Annotated in this window: 8 protein-coding genes; all 8 read left to right on the top strand. The window is 73.3% G+C overall.

The genetic code is table 11. The features are described from left to right. The first annotated feature begins 153 nt into the window (after positions 1-153). The 8 genes from JO379_RS27415 (at position 154) to JO379_RS27450 (ending at position 14,489) form a co-directional block, all read left to right on the top strand. Positions 154-2,652 carry an ATP-binding SpoIIE family protein phosphatase gene (locus JO379_RS27415; protein ID WP_209517415.1) on the top strand — a complete coding sequence of 833 codons (2,499 nt, stop codon included), beginning with the start codon at positions 154-156 and terminating at the stop codon, positions 2,650-2,652. Between the two features lie 86 nt (positions 2,653-2,738). Continuing rightward, complete coding sequence (locus JO379_RS27420) at positions 2,739-3,467, top strand: class I SAM-dependent methyltransferase (protein ID WP_209517416.1); 729 nt, start codon at positions 2,739-2,741, stop codon at positions 3,465-3,467. An 898-nt stretch (positions 3,468-4,365) separates the two neighbouring features. Then, the gene (locus JO379_RS27425) at positions 4,366-5,286 is read left to right on the top strand and encodes a 3-oxoacyl-[acyl-carrier-protein] synthase III C-terminal domain-containing protein (RefSeq protein WP_130881941.1); all 921 of its coding nucleotides are present in this window, start codon (positions 4,366-4,368) and stop codon (positions 5,284-5,286) included. Beyond that, positions 5,283-5,540 (top strand): acyl carrier protein, encoded by a 258-nt coding sequence (locus tag JO379_RS27430; RefSeq protein WP_130881497.1) that lies wholly within the window; start codon positions 5,283-5,285, stop codon positions 5,538-5,540. The genes JO379_RS27425 and JO379_RS27430 overlap by 4 nt, the downstream gene beginning before the upstream one ends. Further along, positions 5,537-6,748, top strand: a complete 1,212-nt coding sequence (locus tag JO379_RS27435) for an acyl-CoA dehydrogenase family protein (protein WP_209517419.1) — start codon at positions 5,537-5,539, stop codon at positions 6,746-6,748. Before JO379_RS27430 ends, JO379_RS27435 begins: the two co-directional genes overlap by 4 nt. Next, positions 6,745-7,815 (top strand): HAD-IIIC family phosphatase, encoded by a 1,071-nt coding sequence (locus JO379_RS27440; protein ID WP_130881495.1) that lies wholly within the window; start codon positions 6,745-6,747, stop codon positions 7,813-7,815. Before JO379_RS27435 ends, JO379_RS27440 begins: the two co-directional genes overlap by 4 nt. Positions 7,816-7,826: 11 nt before the next feature. Continuing rightward, positions 7,827-9,716, top strand: a complete 1,890-nt coding sequence (locus JO379_RS27445) for a non-ribosomal peptide synthetase (RefSeq protein WP_209517421.1) — start codon at positions 7,827-7,829, stop codon at positions 9,714-9,716. 27 nt (positions 9,717-9,743) lie between these two features. Further along, positions 9,744-14,489: a condensation domain-containing protein gene (locus JO379_RS27450; RefSeq protein WP_209517423.1), complete on the top strand. Its 4,746-nt coding sequence runs from the start codon at positions 9,744-9,746 to the stop codon at positions 14,487-14,489. The last annotated feature ends 7 nt before the right edge of the window (positions 14,490-14,496 follow it).

The following is a 14,496-nucleotide window of genomic DNA, read 5'->3' on the forward strand; positions in this document are numbered from 1 at the left end:
GCGCCGGCCGGGGCGATGGACGCGCGCGCCGGGGCACGCGCACGCACCGGCGCACGACGGATTCCGCCAATGGACCGCGCCCGGCCCCGCCCGGGGCCTACCGTGGTAGTGGTGGCGCAGATCTTGCGTACGCGTACGAAGGAGCAACCGCTCATGGACCGTGGCACGTCAGAGCCCGCCTTCGCACAGCGGGGAGCCTCCCTCGGGCGGCTTCCGCTCGCGGTCGTCGTCGTGGACTCCGCGGGGTCGGTGACCCACTGGAGCACCGGCGCCCGCAGGCTGTTCGGGCACACCCGGCAGGAGGCCGTCGGCAGCGCCGCCACCGACCTGCTGCCCGTGCACGGTGCCCTGCCCGGCGCCGACGGCTTCCAGGGCTACGCCGCGTACGACTCCCTCGACTGGGACGAGGCCCCGTCGGCCGGCACCGACGCGGCACCCGGCTATCCGAGGGCCGGGCGGGCCCGTCTCGCCGACCCCGGGCGCGGCCCGCTCGACGTGCTGTGGTGGGCGTACCCGCTGGCCGGACCCGGGCCGGAGCGGCTGCTGGTGCTCGCCGCGGACGCCGCACGGCTGCCCGGCGGCGAGGCGGAGCGGGTGGCCCCCTGCTTCGCCCCGCACACCGACTTCCCCGGCGCGGACGACCTCGTCGACCGGCTGCCGGACATCCTGCCCAGCATGGGCCCCACGACGAGCGGCCGCATCGTCGAGCAAATGCTGGAACTGGGCTACCCCGCCCTGGAGACGATCCGGTCCGAGCGGGTCCCCGTGACCCCCGACTGGGGCACGCCCAAGTACCTGGAGCGGCGTGCCCGGCGCCGGCGCGGGTTACCGGCGGCCAACGGCCGGATCCCGGACCCGCGGGCGGGCTCGGGCCCGGCCGGGGAGCCCGAAGGCGCCGACGGAACCGAAGGGTTCGACCCGACCGAAGAGTTCGACGGGGCCGAGGACCTCGAATACGCAGCCGTGCGCGAGCGGCTGGAGTTCCTCAACGAGGTCAGCGGCCGCATCGGCACCTCCCTCGATCTGGAACGCACGATCCGCGAGGTCACCAGCGCCGCCGTGCCCCGCTTCACCGACTTCGCCGGCACCCACCTGCGGGCCGCCGTCCTGGCGGGGGAGGGCTTCCCCGACGGCCCGCCCGACGTCACCACCGTCTGGCACCGCGTCTGGGTCGAGCACAACGACGAGCCCGGCCGCTGGGACGACACGGTGCCGGTCGGCGAGGCCATCGCCTTCCCCGAGCACACCCCGTTCTTCCGGTGCATGGTCAGCGGCGAGCCGGTGCTGATCCCCCACGTCAGCGAGGAGATGGGCAACCGCATCTCCGGCCGGTTCGAGAAGCGCGACCTGCGCCCGCTGATCAACGGCCGGTCCATGCTCATCGTGCCCCTCAAGGCCCGCGACGTGGTGCTCGGCTTCATGGTCCTGATGCGCCGCGCCGGGCGCGAGCCGTTCGACGACATGGACCGCACGACCGGCGCCGAACTCGCCGCCCGCGCCGGGCTCGTCCTCGACAACGCCCGCATGTACACCTACCAGGAGAACGTCGCCGACACCCTCCAGGACAGCATGCTGCCGCGGCTCGACCCGCGCATGGCCGGCTGTGACACCGCCACCCGCTATCTGCCGGGAACCCGCCTCGGCCGGGTCGGCGGCGACTGGTTCGACAGCGTCAAACTGCCCGGCTCCCGCACGGCGCTCGTCGTCGGCGACGTCATGGGTCACGGCCTCAACTCGGCGGCCATGATGGGCCAGTTGCGCACCGCCGTACAGACCATGGCCGCCCTCGACCTGCCGCCCGAGCAGCTGCTGCGCAATCTGGACGGCATCGCGCAACGCCTCGGCGAGCACTATCTCGCCACCTGTCTCTACGCCGTCTACGACCCCATCCGCTCCGAGCTGACCCTCGCCAACGCCGGCCACATCCCGCCCGTCCTGGTACGGGCCGAGGACGGCCGCAGCATGCTGCTGGACCTGCCCACGGGCGCGCCCATAGGCGTGGGCGGAGTGCCGTTCGAGGCGGCGACGGTCCGGGTGGCGCCCGGTGACCGGCTCGTGCTGTGCACGGACGGCCTGGTGGAGGTGCGCGGGCAGGACATCGGCACCGGCCTCGCGGCCCTGTGCGAGTCCGCCGCCCATCCGGCGGCCTCCATGGACGACGCCTGCGACACCATCATCCGGGCCCTCAACAGGGGTGACGGACGCAAGGACGACGTGGCCCTGCTGATGGCCCGGCTCAACGGCATCCCGCCCGAGGACGTCGCGGAGTGGGAGCTGGAGGCGGATCCGCGCGAGGCGGCCCGGGCCCGGCGGCTCGTCCGGGACCGGCTGACGGAGTGGGGACTGCGGGAGGCCGTGGAGACCGCCGAGATCCTCGTCGGCGAGATCGTCGGCAACGCCGTACGGCACGCCCGGACGGACCGCATCGGGCTCCGGCTGGTGCGGACCGACGTACTGCTCTGCGAGGTCACCGACGACGACCACACGCTGCCCGCGCTGCTGAGCACGGACGCCGGCGACGAATTCGGCCGGGGTCTGCGGGTGGTGGGCGCCCTCGCCCGGGCATGGGGCGCGAGCCACTCGGGGCGGGGCAAGACGGTCTGGTGCGAGCAGGCGCTGCTGCGCCCGCCACGGCGGTCCCCGGCCGGGTGAAAGCGGGCCGGGCGGTCTTGCCCGGGACCGGTGACGGCGGTAGTCAAGATCGTGACGAGTCGTCGCCCTCGGCATCGGGAGCACCCATGAGCGTGTCGGACCAGTACAGCAAGGCCTGGGAAGGTTTCTGGGAGGAGACCTCCGACGTCCCGGGCGAGGTGATCTGGGATTCGGACCCGGCCCTGACGGCAGCGCCCCATCTGGCGCTCCTCGAACCGTATCTGGACCCCGCGCTGCCGATCGTCGACCTCGGCTGCGGCAATGGCACCCAGACCCGTTTCCTGGCCACCCGCTTTCCTCGCGCGCTCGGCGTGGACCTCTCGCGGGCCGCGGTGGAGCACGCACGGCGCTCGAACGGGGCCGCCGGGGCCGGGAGCCCCGCGTTCGAGCAGCTCGACCTGGTGGACACGGAGGCCGTCCGCGCCCTCCACGGGCGGCTCGGGGACTGCAACGTCTATATGCGCGCCGTGATCCACCAGAGCGACCCGCAGGACCGGATGGCCGTCGCGGAGGCGGTGGCCGAGCTGGTCGGCGTCAGGGGGCGGGGCTTCGTGGCCGAACTGCGGGGGCGGGCCAAGGAGGTGCTCCAGGAGGCGGCGGGCCGGCCGGGCGGGCCGTCGCGCAAACTCCAGCGGGTGTTCGCCCATGGGCTGCGGCCCGCGGAGGTCGCCGACGACGAGGTGCGGGAACTGCTGCGGGCGGCGGGCCTGGAGTTGTTCGCCGAGGGCGACATCGACCTGGCGATGGAGGATTTCCACTCGGACGGCAGACGTATCGAATTGCCCGCCCGCTGGTTCGTGACCGGGCGGAAATAACGGCCGTCGGCATTCTCGGCACCGTGGCGGACTTCGGCCGACCGGAATGGGTTCAACCATCCGAAGCGCTGAGTGTCGAGCCAAGGGTTCGTCAACAATCCGCACTTCACATCGGGCCTTCCGAAACGTCCCCGGAAGGCCCGACGTGTGGTGACCTGTACAGGGGCCGCCACACCACCCACCGCCTCGCGGACCAATGAGTGCCGCTTGTTCAACTGCTCGCCCCCGCACAGACGGAGGCGAGCCGGACGGTACCCGGGCTCGGGGCGCGAGGGCTGACCCACGGTAACCGCGCTGCCTGACGGTAGGTGCCATTCCGGCCGCCCAGCACCCGGATTTCGATCTTCCGAATCCGTGTTTCCGCTGATGAACGTAAAGCGCGGGCCAAAAAGACGATGCGGGATTCCGGTTGCCCGCCCATGCCTTCCTCTACAGGGAGTGTGCGATTCCATAACTCCCGAACCGCCGGTGATGTGGATCACGTTGCGACTGCTTGATCTTCGGCAGTCGCCTGTTCCTATAGTGATCCGCGCAACGGGGAAGCCGGTCGATGGGGCGACCGGCGGTTGAATCCATATTGCGAATGCCCGTATCACGTGGCCGGAGGGGCATTCCGGTGTGGGGAAATCTTTTACCGGGTTTGCCGGACTCCTGTCCTTCGGACAGCCGACCTCGTTCCGGGAACAGCCGGACGTGATGACTCCGCGCCTGCGGGCGCGTTGTGGCCCACGCCCTCGGCACGGCGAAAGAACCGGCAGTCCCCGTCCGCCGCGTACGCAACTCGACGAAGCCCGAGGGAGGGTTCGTGACCGATCACGTCACGCGGAGCGATCGCGTATCCATCGCCGTACGCGGCGCGGCGTCGTATCTGCCGGAGCGGGTGGTGCCGGTGGCCGGCATGGCGGCACTGGACGAGAACGAGCGGCGCACCCGCGCCGGCCTGGGCATCGACACCGTGCGGGCCGATGACCGGATCGGCGCGGTGGAGCTCTGCGAGCGGGCCGCCCGGCAGGCGCTCGACCGGGCCGGGGTGGACGCCCGGGACCTGGGCGCCCTGATCATGGTGGAGTCGCGGGCGCCGGAGACCTTCCTCAGCTCCGAGCCGACACGCTTGCAGCACCTGCTCGGGGCCGAGGCGGCGACGACCTTCACCGTGGGCGGCCTGGGCTGTGTGTCCGTCACTCCCGCCCTGCTGACGGCCCGGGGACTGCTGGCGGCGGATCCGGACATGGACAACATCCTGGTCGTGCACGGCAGCAAGCCGGCCGCCGCCACGCGGTACCGGCACCCGGTGACGGTCAACGGCGACAGCGGGCAGGCCCTGCTGCTCTCCCGTCGCGGCCCGGTCCGCATCCTCGACATCGCGCAGCAGACCAACGGCCGCTACTGGGACCTCTTCCAGGTGAAGTACCGGGACCGGCCCACCTCGCAGTGGCGCGAGGAGTGCGCGGACGCCACCGCCTACTCCTTCCGGCTCGCGGTGGAGACGCGCAACAGGACATCGGCGCTGCTGGACGGGCTGCTGTGGCGCAACGGGCTGCGCCGCGAGGACGTGCGCGGCTACGTCAGCCACAACCTGTCGGCGGGCAGCCTGGCCTTCACCGAGGAGGCCCTGGACATCGGCATCCTGCCCGTGTGCAGGGAGAACCTCCGGGCCTACGGCCACCTCGGCCCCAACGACGTCTTCCTGAACCTCTACACGGCCCTGGAGCGCAAGGAACTCGCCGCCGGGGACCGCGTCGTGCTGATCAGTGTCAGCCCGGTGGCTGCCTGGAGCCTGCTGCTCGTCGAGATAGGACCACAGGAGGGTGTGGCGTGAACAGCATCACCGAGGAGATCACGGAGTACCTGGCGGCGGCGCTCCGGCGGCCGGTCGCTCCGGACGACGACTACTTCGAACTGGGCCTCGCGGACTCGCTCTTCGCGCTGGAGCTGGTGACCTTCGTGGAGGAACGTTTCTCCATCGTGGTGGAGGTGGAGGACCTCGACCTGGACAGCTTCCGCACGGCCGAGCGCATCACGCGGTTCGTCAGCCGCAAGACCGCGCCGGCCGGGTTGGCGGAGAGCCCATGACCACCGTGCCTGACGGAGGGCAGCAGGGGCCGGACGGGCCGGACGAGCCAATAGGGCCGGACGGAACGGCCGTGGTGCGGGCAGCGGCGGAGCTGGCGGCCGAGGCGCGCGGCGACGCGGCGGGCTGGGACCGGGACGGTGCCCTGCCCGCGTCCGCCCGTAAGGCCATGGCCGCGGCCCGCCTGCTCGCCCCGGATCTGCCCCGCCGGTACGGGGGAGCGGACCTCGGCCCGGCCGCCCTCGGGGAGGCCGCCGCGCACCTGGGCGGGGTGTGCAGCGCGCTGCGCGGACTGCTGACCGTGCAGGGGATGGTTGCGGCGGCACTCGCCCGCTGGGGCACGCGGGAACAGCGCGACGACTGGCTGCCACGGCTGGCGAGCGGTGAGCTCACCGCGGGCTTCGCGGCCACCGAGGAGGCCGCGGGCAGCACCCTCGCGGCCGTACGGACCCGCGTCGAGGACACCGGCACGGACGTCGTCGTGAGCGGCCGCAAGAAATGGGTCACCTTCGGAGCGGTCGCCGATGTGTTCCTGGTCCTGGGGGAATGCGGGGGCAAGCCGGCCGCCGTGCTGGTGGAGGCGGACCGCGCGGGAGTGGTCCGCGAGCCGGTGAGCGGTCAACTCGGCATGCGCGCGGCTCGGATCGCCCACGTCACCTTCGACGGTGTAAGGGTGCCCCGGAGCCATCTCGTCGCCCCGCCGGGGCTGGGGCTCTCCCACGTCGCCGCCACCGCGATCGACCACGGGCGCTTCACCGTCGCCTGGGGGTGCGTCGGCATGGCCGAGGCCTGCGTGGCGGACGCCGCCTCGCACGCCGCCACCCGCGCCCAGGCCGGCGTGCTGCTCGCCGACCACCAGCTGGTCCGGTCCCTGCTGGCCCGCTCCGCCGTGGCGAGCGAGGGCGCGCGGGAACTGGCCCGCCGGGCAGCCGGGTTCCGGGCGAAGGGTCCCGGGCGCGGCGTGAGCGAGACCATCGTCGCCAAGTACGCGGCCGCCGCCGCGGCCGCCTCGGCCAGCCGCGACGCCGTGCAGATCCTCGGCTCGGCCGGCTGCGAGCCCGACAGCAGGGCGGGACGGCACTTCCGGGACGCCAAGGTCATGGAGATCATCGAAGGAGCGCCGCAAGTGGCCGAACTCCACATAGCCGACCGCCTCCTGCGCCGGTACGGCCCGCCACCGGCCGCGCGGCAGCCCGGGGCGCCGGCATGACGGCCGCGGCGGGCGCCCCGGTCGTCAAGTGCCTGGTGTGGGACCTGGACGACACGTTGTGGGACGGGGTCGTCCTGGAGAACGACGACCCCGATCCCTTCCCGGCGGCGCTGGAGACCCTGAGCGCGCTGGACAAGCGGGGCATCCTGCACGCCGCCGCCAGCCGCAGCGAGCCCTCCGTCATCCACCGGCATCTGACCGAGCGCGGCCTCGACGACTGGTTCTGCGCGGTGCGGGTGGGCTGGGGCGACAAGTCCGCCGCGGTGCGCCGGATCGCCGAGACGCTCGGCATCGGCCTGGACACCGTCGCGTTCATCGACAACGACCCGGCGGAACGGGCGGAGGTCGAGGCCGCGCTGCCCATGGTCCGCTGCTACCCGGCCGACGAGGTCGACCGGCTTCCGGACCGCCCCGAGTTCCAGCCGGAGCACCTCACCGAGGTGGCCTCCCGGCGCCGCGAGCTCTACCGCACCGAATGGCAACGCCGCGAGGCCGAAGAGGAGTTCGGAGCCGACCGGCAGGCCTTCCTCGCCTCCCTCGACCTCGTCATGGAGCTGCGCCCGGCGACCGAGGACGACCTGACCCGGGCCAGTGAGCTGACCATGCGCACGCACCAGCTCAACAGCACCGGGCTGTTCTACGACGCGGACGAACTGCGGCGGCTGAGCGCCTCACCGGCCCACCGGGTGCGCGTGGCGCGGCTTCGCGACCGGTTCGGCGACTACGGGATCATCGGCCTGGCCGTCACCGAACTCGTCGGCACCGACTCGGTGCTCCGGCTGATGCTCATGTCCTGCCGGGTCGCCTCACGGGGCGTGGGCAGTGTGCTGCTCGGCCATCTGATCCGGGAGGCCCTGGCGGACGGCCTCCGGCCCGTCGCGCACTTCGTCCCCACCGACGTCAACCGGAACATGCTCGTCACGCTCCGTTTCGCCGGCTACGAACCGGTCGCCACCGAAGGCGACCGCATGGTGCTCAGCGTGAACCCGGACCGTCCGCTGCCGGAGAACCGCAGTCACACCCGCGTGATCAGCGAGGGCGGAGTGAGCGGAGTGACGGGGGAGTGAGACGGGAGACCATGGCGGTGCGCACCGGTGCCCGACACCACGACGGAACGGACCAGGAGCCGTGGTCGGTCCTGGCTGCCTTCCGGCGGCAGGCCGCCCGCGGACCGGAGAAGACCGCCCTGGTCATCGGGGGAGAGACCCTCACCTACCGGGAACTCGACCGGGCCTCGGCCGGGCTCGCCCGGCTGCTGTGGCGGCGCGGCGCCCGGCCGGGCCGGGTCGTGTGCGTCCGCGTCGAGCCGAGCGCCCTCGCCGTCATCGCGGTCCTGGCCTCCTTGCGGACCGGCGCGGCGTGGGCGGCCATCGAACCGGACCTGCCGCCCTCGCGAGTGCGGCAGTTGCTGCGCGACACCGACTGCGCGGTGATCCTCGGGGAAGCGCCCGAGCCGGACCCGGGCGACGTCACCGCACCGCCGGCCGTGCTCGACGCCGCCGGACTCACGGTGGCGGGCCTCGTCGAGGCAGGCGCCTGCACCCCGGACGACTGGTTCCCGCCCGTCCCCGAAGGCACCCCCGCCTACCTCGTCCACACCTCCGGATCGACCGGGCTGCCCAAGGGGGTCATGGTCAGCCGCGCCCAGCTCGTGGCGTCCATCGGCTGCCGGGCCGAGGTCTACGGCACCGAACCGTCCACCTTCCTCATGGCCATGCGGCTGTCCTTCGACGGCATGCTCGGCGGCATGTTCTGGTCGTTCTGCAACGGCCACACGCTGCTGCTGCCCGGCCTGCGGGAGCTGCGGCAGGTGGGGGAGCTGGCCCGGCTGGCGGCCGAGCACCACGCGACGCACCTCGTCGTCGTCCCCTCCTACTACCGGGCACTGCTGGCGGAGAGCCGGCTGCTGCCGGACACCCTGCGGCTGGTCGTGGTCGCCGGCGAGGAGTGCACCCCGGAACTGGTCCGCACCCACCACGAACGGCTGCCCGGCGCGCTGCTCGTCAATGAGTACGGCCCCACCGAGACCACCATCTCCTGCGTGGTCCAGCCCGGCCTGGACGCCTCCTGGGACCGGATCCCCATCGGCCGGCCCTGGCCGGGCGCCCTGGCGAGGGTGCTGGACGAGCGGCTGCGCGAGGTGCCCGCCGGGGAGCTGGGCGAACTGTACATCGGGGGCATTTTCGTGGCCCTCGGCTACGCGGGAGCACCCGGCAGAACCGCCGAGCGGTTCGTCGCGGACCCGTTCGGGCCCCCGGGTGCGCGCCTCTACCGCACCGGCGACCTCGCGGTCACCGACGAGCGGGGAGCGTTGCACTACCGCGGCAGAACCGATCTCCAGGTGAAGATCCGGGGCATCCGCGTCGAACTCGGCGAGATCGAGAGCGTCCTGGAGAACCACCCGGCCGTCGGACAGGCGGTGGTGAACTGCGAACGGACCGACGGCGACGAACCGCGACTGATCGCCTTCGTCACCCCCCGGGCGCCCGGGGCCCCGGCACCCACCGGAGCGGAACTGCGCCGGCACTGCCGGGGATCCCTCGTGGAACAGGCGGTCCCCGAACGGTTCGTCCCCGTGGCCCGCATGCCGCTCAATACCAGCGGCAAGGCCGACCGGGCCGCGCTGCGGGACCTCCTCCCCACGGATGTCCCCACGGGCTCCGCCACGGACGAGGCCCCGGCGTGGCGGGACTGGACCCGTGACCAGCGCACCCTCGGCAGGATCTGGGCGGCCGTCCTGCGGCACTCCGACATCGGACTCGACGACAACTTCTTCGCCGTCGGGGGGAGTTCGCTGAAGGTCATCGACCTGCACACCCGGATGAACCACGAGTGGCCCGGAGTGCTGCGCATGGGGGAGCTGTTCGACCTGATCACGATCTCTGCCCAGGCCGCCGCGCTCCACGACCGCCTGGGCACAGGCGCCGGGCGCGAAGCCCCCGCACTCCCGACCGCGTACGAGCTGTGAAGGCGGAAGCATGAACGGAACGGTGACATGAGCGAGACCGGTACGACGCAGGGCGGCCCGGCCGTCGCGGTGATCGGCATCGCCACCCGGCTTCCCCAGGCGGACACCCTCGAGGAGTTCCGCGAGAACCTGCGCAAGGGCGTCGACTCCGTACGCCCGATCCCCCGCGAGCGGATCGAGTCCACCTGCCTCGACCCGTCCGTGGACTACCCGGAGCTGGGATACCTGGACCGGATCGACCTGTTCGACCACGAGCACTTCGGTCTGTCGCGGCGCGAGGCCGAGGTGACCGACCCCCAGCACCGGCTGGCCCTCCACCTCACCCACGACGTCCTGCAGAGCGCCGGATACGCCGCCGCCGGCCTGCGGGACAGCCGCACCGCCGTCATCTTCAGCTCGCCCGGCACCGGCTACGCGCCCCTGGTCCGCGAGCAGGGCACCCTCAGCCTGATGGGCAACATCCCCTTCGGACTGCCCGCCCGGATCTCCCACCTCTTCGGCTTCACCGGCCCCTGCTACGGCGTGGACACCGGCTGCAACGGCTCGCTCGTCGCGGTGCACCAGGCCTGTCGCGAACTGCGCGACGGCGACGCGGACTACGCCGTGGTCGGCGGCGTCAGCCTCCGCCCGATCGTGGCCCCGGCGGCCGGCGTGGCGGCCTTCCCCGGCATCAGCTCGCCGACGGCCAGATCCCGGGCGTTCGACCACCGGGCGGACGGCGCCGGCGGTGGCGAGGGCGGCGCCGTCCTGCTGCTCACCACCCTCGACCGTGCCCTGGCCGACGGGGCGTTCGTCCACGCGGTCATCCGCGGCAGCGCCGTGCTGCACAACGGCGCGCACTCCGCGACCATCGCCACCCCCAGCGCCCGGTCCCAGGCCGAGGTGATCCGCAAGGCCTGGCACCGCGCCGGCCTGGACATCGGATCAGCCGGCTACGTCGAGGCGCACGGATCCGGCACCCGGCTCGGTGACGCCGTCGAGGCGGAGGGCCTGGCCCTCGCCCGTCCCGTCCGCGACCGGAGCCTCGCGGTCGGTTCGGTGAAGACCAACGTCGGGCACCTGGACCACGCCGCGGGCATCACCGGTCTGGTCAAGACCATCCTCAGTGTGCGCGACGGCGAGCTGTACCCCTCCCTGCACTTCGAACGGGCGGCGGACGAGGTCGATCTCGACGGCGCCCGCCTGGAGGTCGTGACCTCGCTCCGGCCGTGGCGGGACGACGACGTCCGCCGGGCCGGGATCAGCTCGTTCAGCCTCGGCGGCATCAACGCGCACTGCGTCGTGGAGCAGGCACCCCCGACCGCCGTGCCGCCCCGCGCGGACGGCGGGCCCGGGGCCGACGCGGCCCGCCTGGTCGGTGTCTCCGCCCGCACCCGGGCGGACCTCGTCACCCTCTGCGAGCGGCTCTCGCTCGAACTGCGGCACAGCGACCGGCCGCCCGCCGACATCGCCCGGACGCTGAACGAGGGCCGTGACCACCACCCGTACCGCGTCGGCGTGGTGGCCCGCCGGACCACCGAGCTGGCGGTCGCACTGGCCGCCGAGGCCACCTGGCAGCGGCTCGACACTCGCCCGGAGCCGGCAGCCGGGCCCGCGCCCCGGGTCGTGTTCCTGCTCTCCGGGGACGCCGAACCGGTCCCGCTGCCGGACTGTGACCCGCTGCCGGACCCGCTGCCGGACCGGCTGCCCGTGCCGGCCGACCGCGTCGCGATGATCCAGGGCCAGCTCGCGGCCCACACCCGGCTCACCCGCGCCGGAGTGGCACCGGACGGCCTGATCAGCTCAGGGATCTCCCGGTACGCCGTCCGCCACCTCAGGGACGGCCTGAGCGCCGCCGACACGGCCGCGCTGGAACAGGCGACGAGCGGCGCGGACCCGGCCGTGGCCGGAGAGCCCGTCCGGCCGGAGCGACTGCGCGCCGCGGCGGACGAACAGCTCGCCGCCGGTCCCGTGGTCTTCGTCGAACTCGCGGCCCGGGGAGAGCTCGGCGCACTGCTGAAGGCCCACCTCGCCGACCGGCCCGACGTCACCGTGCTCACCCTGGACTCCGGCACGGACGGCGTGCTCGACGTGCTCGCCCGGCTCTACGAGCTGGGGTGGAACCCCGACTGGTCCGCGCTGGCGGCCGACGCGGGCCCCGGCCGGGGAGCGGGCCGCCGGACGGCGCTGCCCGGCCACCGGCTCCGCGGCGTCCGCTGCTGGGCCCTGCCCCTGGGCGAGGTCATCTCCTTCGACGGCGTCGAGGGCGCCCGGCAGACGGTGGCGAGTGCGGTGGCGGCCCCGCCCACCCGCACCAGCCCGTCGCCGGGGCCCGGGCACGCGCCCGCACCCCTGCCGGTACCGGTGCCGGTGCGGGCGACGCCCCCGGCACCCGTGCCCACGGCGTCATCCGCACCGCAGACCGTGCTGAGCTGGCTCCAGGAGTCCCTGACCGAACTGCTCCACGCCGACGCCGTCGCGGCCGACGACGACTACTTCGCCATCGGCGGAAACTCCATCATCGGATTGCAATTCGTCGAACGCGCACGACAGCGCTACGACGTCCACCTCAAGCTGGTGGACATTTACGATCACCCGGTCGTCGGTGATCTCGCGGACGCCCTCTCCGCCCGCATGCCGCGGACCGAAGCCCCGCTTCCGGCACCCGAACCCGTGGCCCTCCCCGCCGCGCCCGACGACGACGGGCACCACCTGCCCCCGATCCACCCCGGCCCGGAACTCGTGCTGTCGTACGGGCAGGAACGCATGTGGTTCCACCACCAGCTCGACCCGACCACCACGCTCTACAACCTCCCCGGAGTCTCCCGCCACCTCGGGCCGCTCGACATCGACGCCCTGCGGCTCGCCTGGGAGGACCTCGCCCGGCGGCACGAGGTCCTGCGCTCCAACTTCGTCGAGGAGGACGGGCGGCCGCACCTGGTCATCCGGCCCGAACTGGGCGACTTCTTCCACTACGTCGACGCCTGCGACGAACCCGACCCGGTGACCGCCGCCCGGGCGGCCGCCGAGGCCGCCACCGACCGGGTGCTCGACCTGGCCCGGGACCCGCTGGTCAACGTCACCGTCGTGCGCTGCGCCCCCGACGACTACCTGATGTGCTGGGTGATGCACCACGCGGTCAACGACGGCTGGGCACCCCAGATCCAGCGGACGGAGCTCCTGGAGTTCTACACCGCCCGCACCGAGGGCCGGGTGCACCGGCCCGCGCCGCTGCCCGTGCAGTACCGCGACTACGCCCGCTGGCAGCGGGAGCTGATGGACGGCTCCCGGCTCGACGGCGAACTGGACTACTGGCGCGGGCGGCTGACCGATCCCCCCGCCCTCGAACTCCCCACCGACCGGCCGCGCCCCACCCGGATGGACTTCGCCGGGGCGTCGCACGGATTCACCATCCCCGCCGAACTCGTGCGCGAGCTCCGGGCGGTGGGCGGCCGGGAGACCGCCACGCTGTTCATGGTGCTGCTCACCGGACTCAAGGTCCTGCTCTCCCGCTGGTCCGGCCAGCGGGACATCGTGATCGGCACCCCGACCATCGGCCGCAGCCGCCCCGAACTGTGGGACCTGCTCGGCTTCTTCAACAACACCGTCGCCCTGCGCAGCGACCTCTCCGGCGACCCGACCTTCCGGGAGCTGCTGCACCAGGTCCGCGGGGTCGTGCTCGGCGCGCTGGACCACCAGGAGATCCCGTTCGACAAGATCGTGCGTGAGGTCGCGCAGCAACGTGACCCGGGCCGGAACCCGGTCTTCGACGTGATGTACGTCCACCAGACGCTGCCGCCGAACGTCAACTTCGGCGAGAACCTGTTCGGGACGGGCAGCGACGAGGACACCGGCCCGTACTTCCCCGGACTGCCCCCGGGCACGGCCAAGTTCGACATCACGGTGGTCGTCGCCGAGAAGTCGGGCGAGGACTCCCTCGACGTCGTCGTGGAGTACGCCACGCAGCTCTTCGACGCCGGCACGATCGAGGCCCTGACCGACTCCCTGCTGGAGCTGCTGCGCGCCGCCGCGGCCGACGCGGACCTCCGGTACGGGGAGCTGCCCGTCCGGCCCCCGCGCCGTCCCGCGCCGCCCGCCCCCGAGGAGCACGCCCGGCCCGCCGATGACCATCTCGACCACTGGAAGAGGACGTTGACCGGGATGGGTGCCTTCGAGCTGCCCGCCGACCGGTCGCGCCCGCTGGGCAGCGGCCCGGGCGGCCCCGGCGCCTGCCACACGTTCACCGTCCCCGACGACCTCGCCGCCACGCTGATCCGTACCGGTGCCCGGGACCGGCTGCTCGCGGGCCTCGCCGCGCTGCTCGGCCGGCGCGCCGAGACGGACGAGGTGGTCATCGGCGTCGACGTGCGGGGAAGCCTGCTGCCGCTGCGGATCCCCCTGGCCGACGACCCCGCCTACGACGCCCTCACCGAGCGGGTGCGGGCGGGGATCGCCGCCGGGGAGCACCACCGCGACGTGCCGCTCGCCGACATCGAGCGCGCCCTCGCCCTGAGCCGGGAGCCCGGCCGGCCCCCGCTGTTCGACGTCACCTACACCCACGGAGGCGTCGCGCCGGCCGCCGGCAGGGCCGTCCACGACCTGGCCTGGTCCGTGACCGAGGGGCCCGAACCGGCCGGGCTGCACGTATCGGTCGCGTACCGCACGGACATGTTCGACGCCGCGACGGTCTCCGCGCTCGCCGACGACCTGGTCGCGGTGCTACGAGCCGCCGTCCACGACCCCGGGGCGCCGCTCGCCGGGCCGCCGTTCGCCACCGCCTCGCACGCCGACTGACGGCACG

Origin of the sequence: Streptomyces syringium (assembly GCF_017876625.1) — a bacterium.
Taxonomy (GTDB): domain Bacteria; phylum Actinomycetota; class Actinomycetes; order Streptomycetales; family Streptomycetaceae; genus Streptomyces; species Streptomyces syringius.

Bases quoted from the DNA above. Each gene is read 5' to 3' on its own strand.
- JO379_RS27440 (WP_130881495.1), top strand. From the start codon at position 6,745: ATGACGGCCGCGGCGGGCGCCCCGGTCGTCAAGTGCCTGGTGTGGGAC.
- JO379_RS27450 (WP_209517423.1), top strand. From the start codon at position 9,744: ATGAGCGAGACCGGTACGACGCAGGGCGGCCCGGCCGTCGCGGTGATC.
- JO379_RS27425 (WP_130881941.1), top strand. From the start codon at position 4,366: ATGGCGGCACTGGACGAGAACGAGCGGCGCACCCGCGCCGGCCTGGGC.
- JO379_RS27415 (WP_209517415.1), top strand. From the start codon at position 154: ATGGACCGTGGCACGTCAGAGCCCGCCTTCGCACAGCGGGGAGCCTCC.
- JO379_RS27445 (WP_209517421.1), top strand. From the start codon at position 7,827: ATGGCGGTGCGCACCGGTGCCCGACACCACGACGGAACGGACCAGGAG.
- JO379_RS27435 (WP_209517419.1), top strand. From the start codon at position 5,537: ATGACCACCGTGCCTGACGGAGGGCAGCAGGGGCCGGACGGGCCGGAC.
- JO379_RS27420 (WP_209517416.1), top strand. From the start codon at position 2,739: ATGAGCGTGTCGGACCAGTACAGCAAGGCCTGGGAAGGTTTCTGGGAG.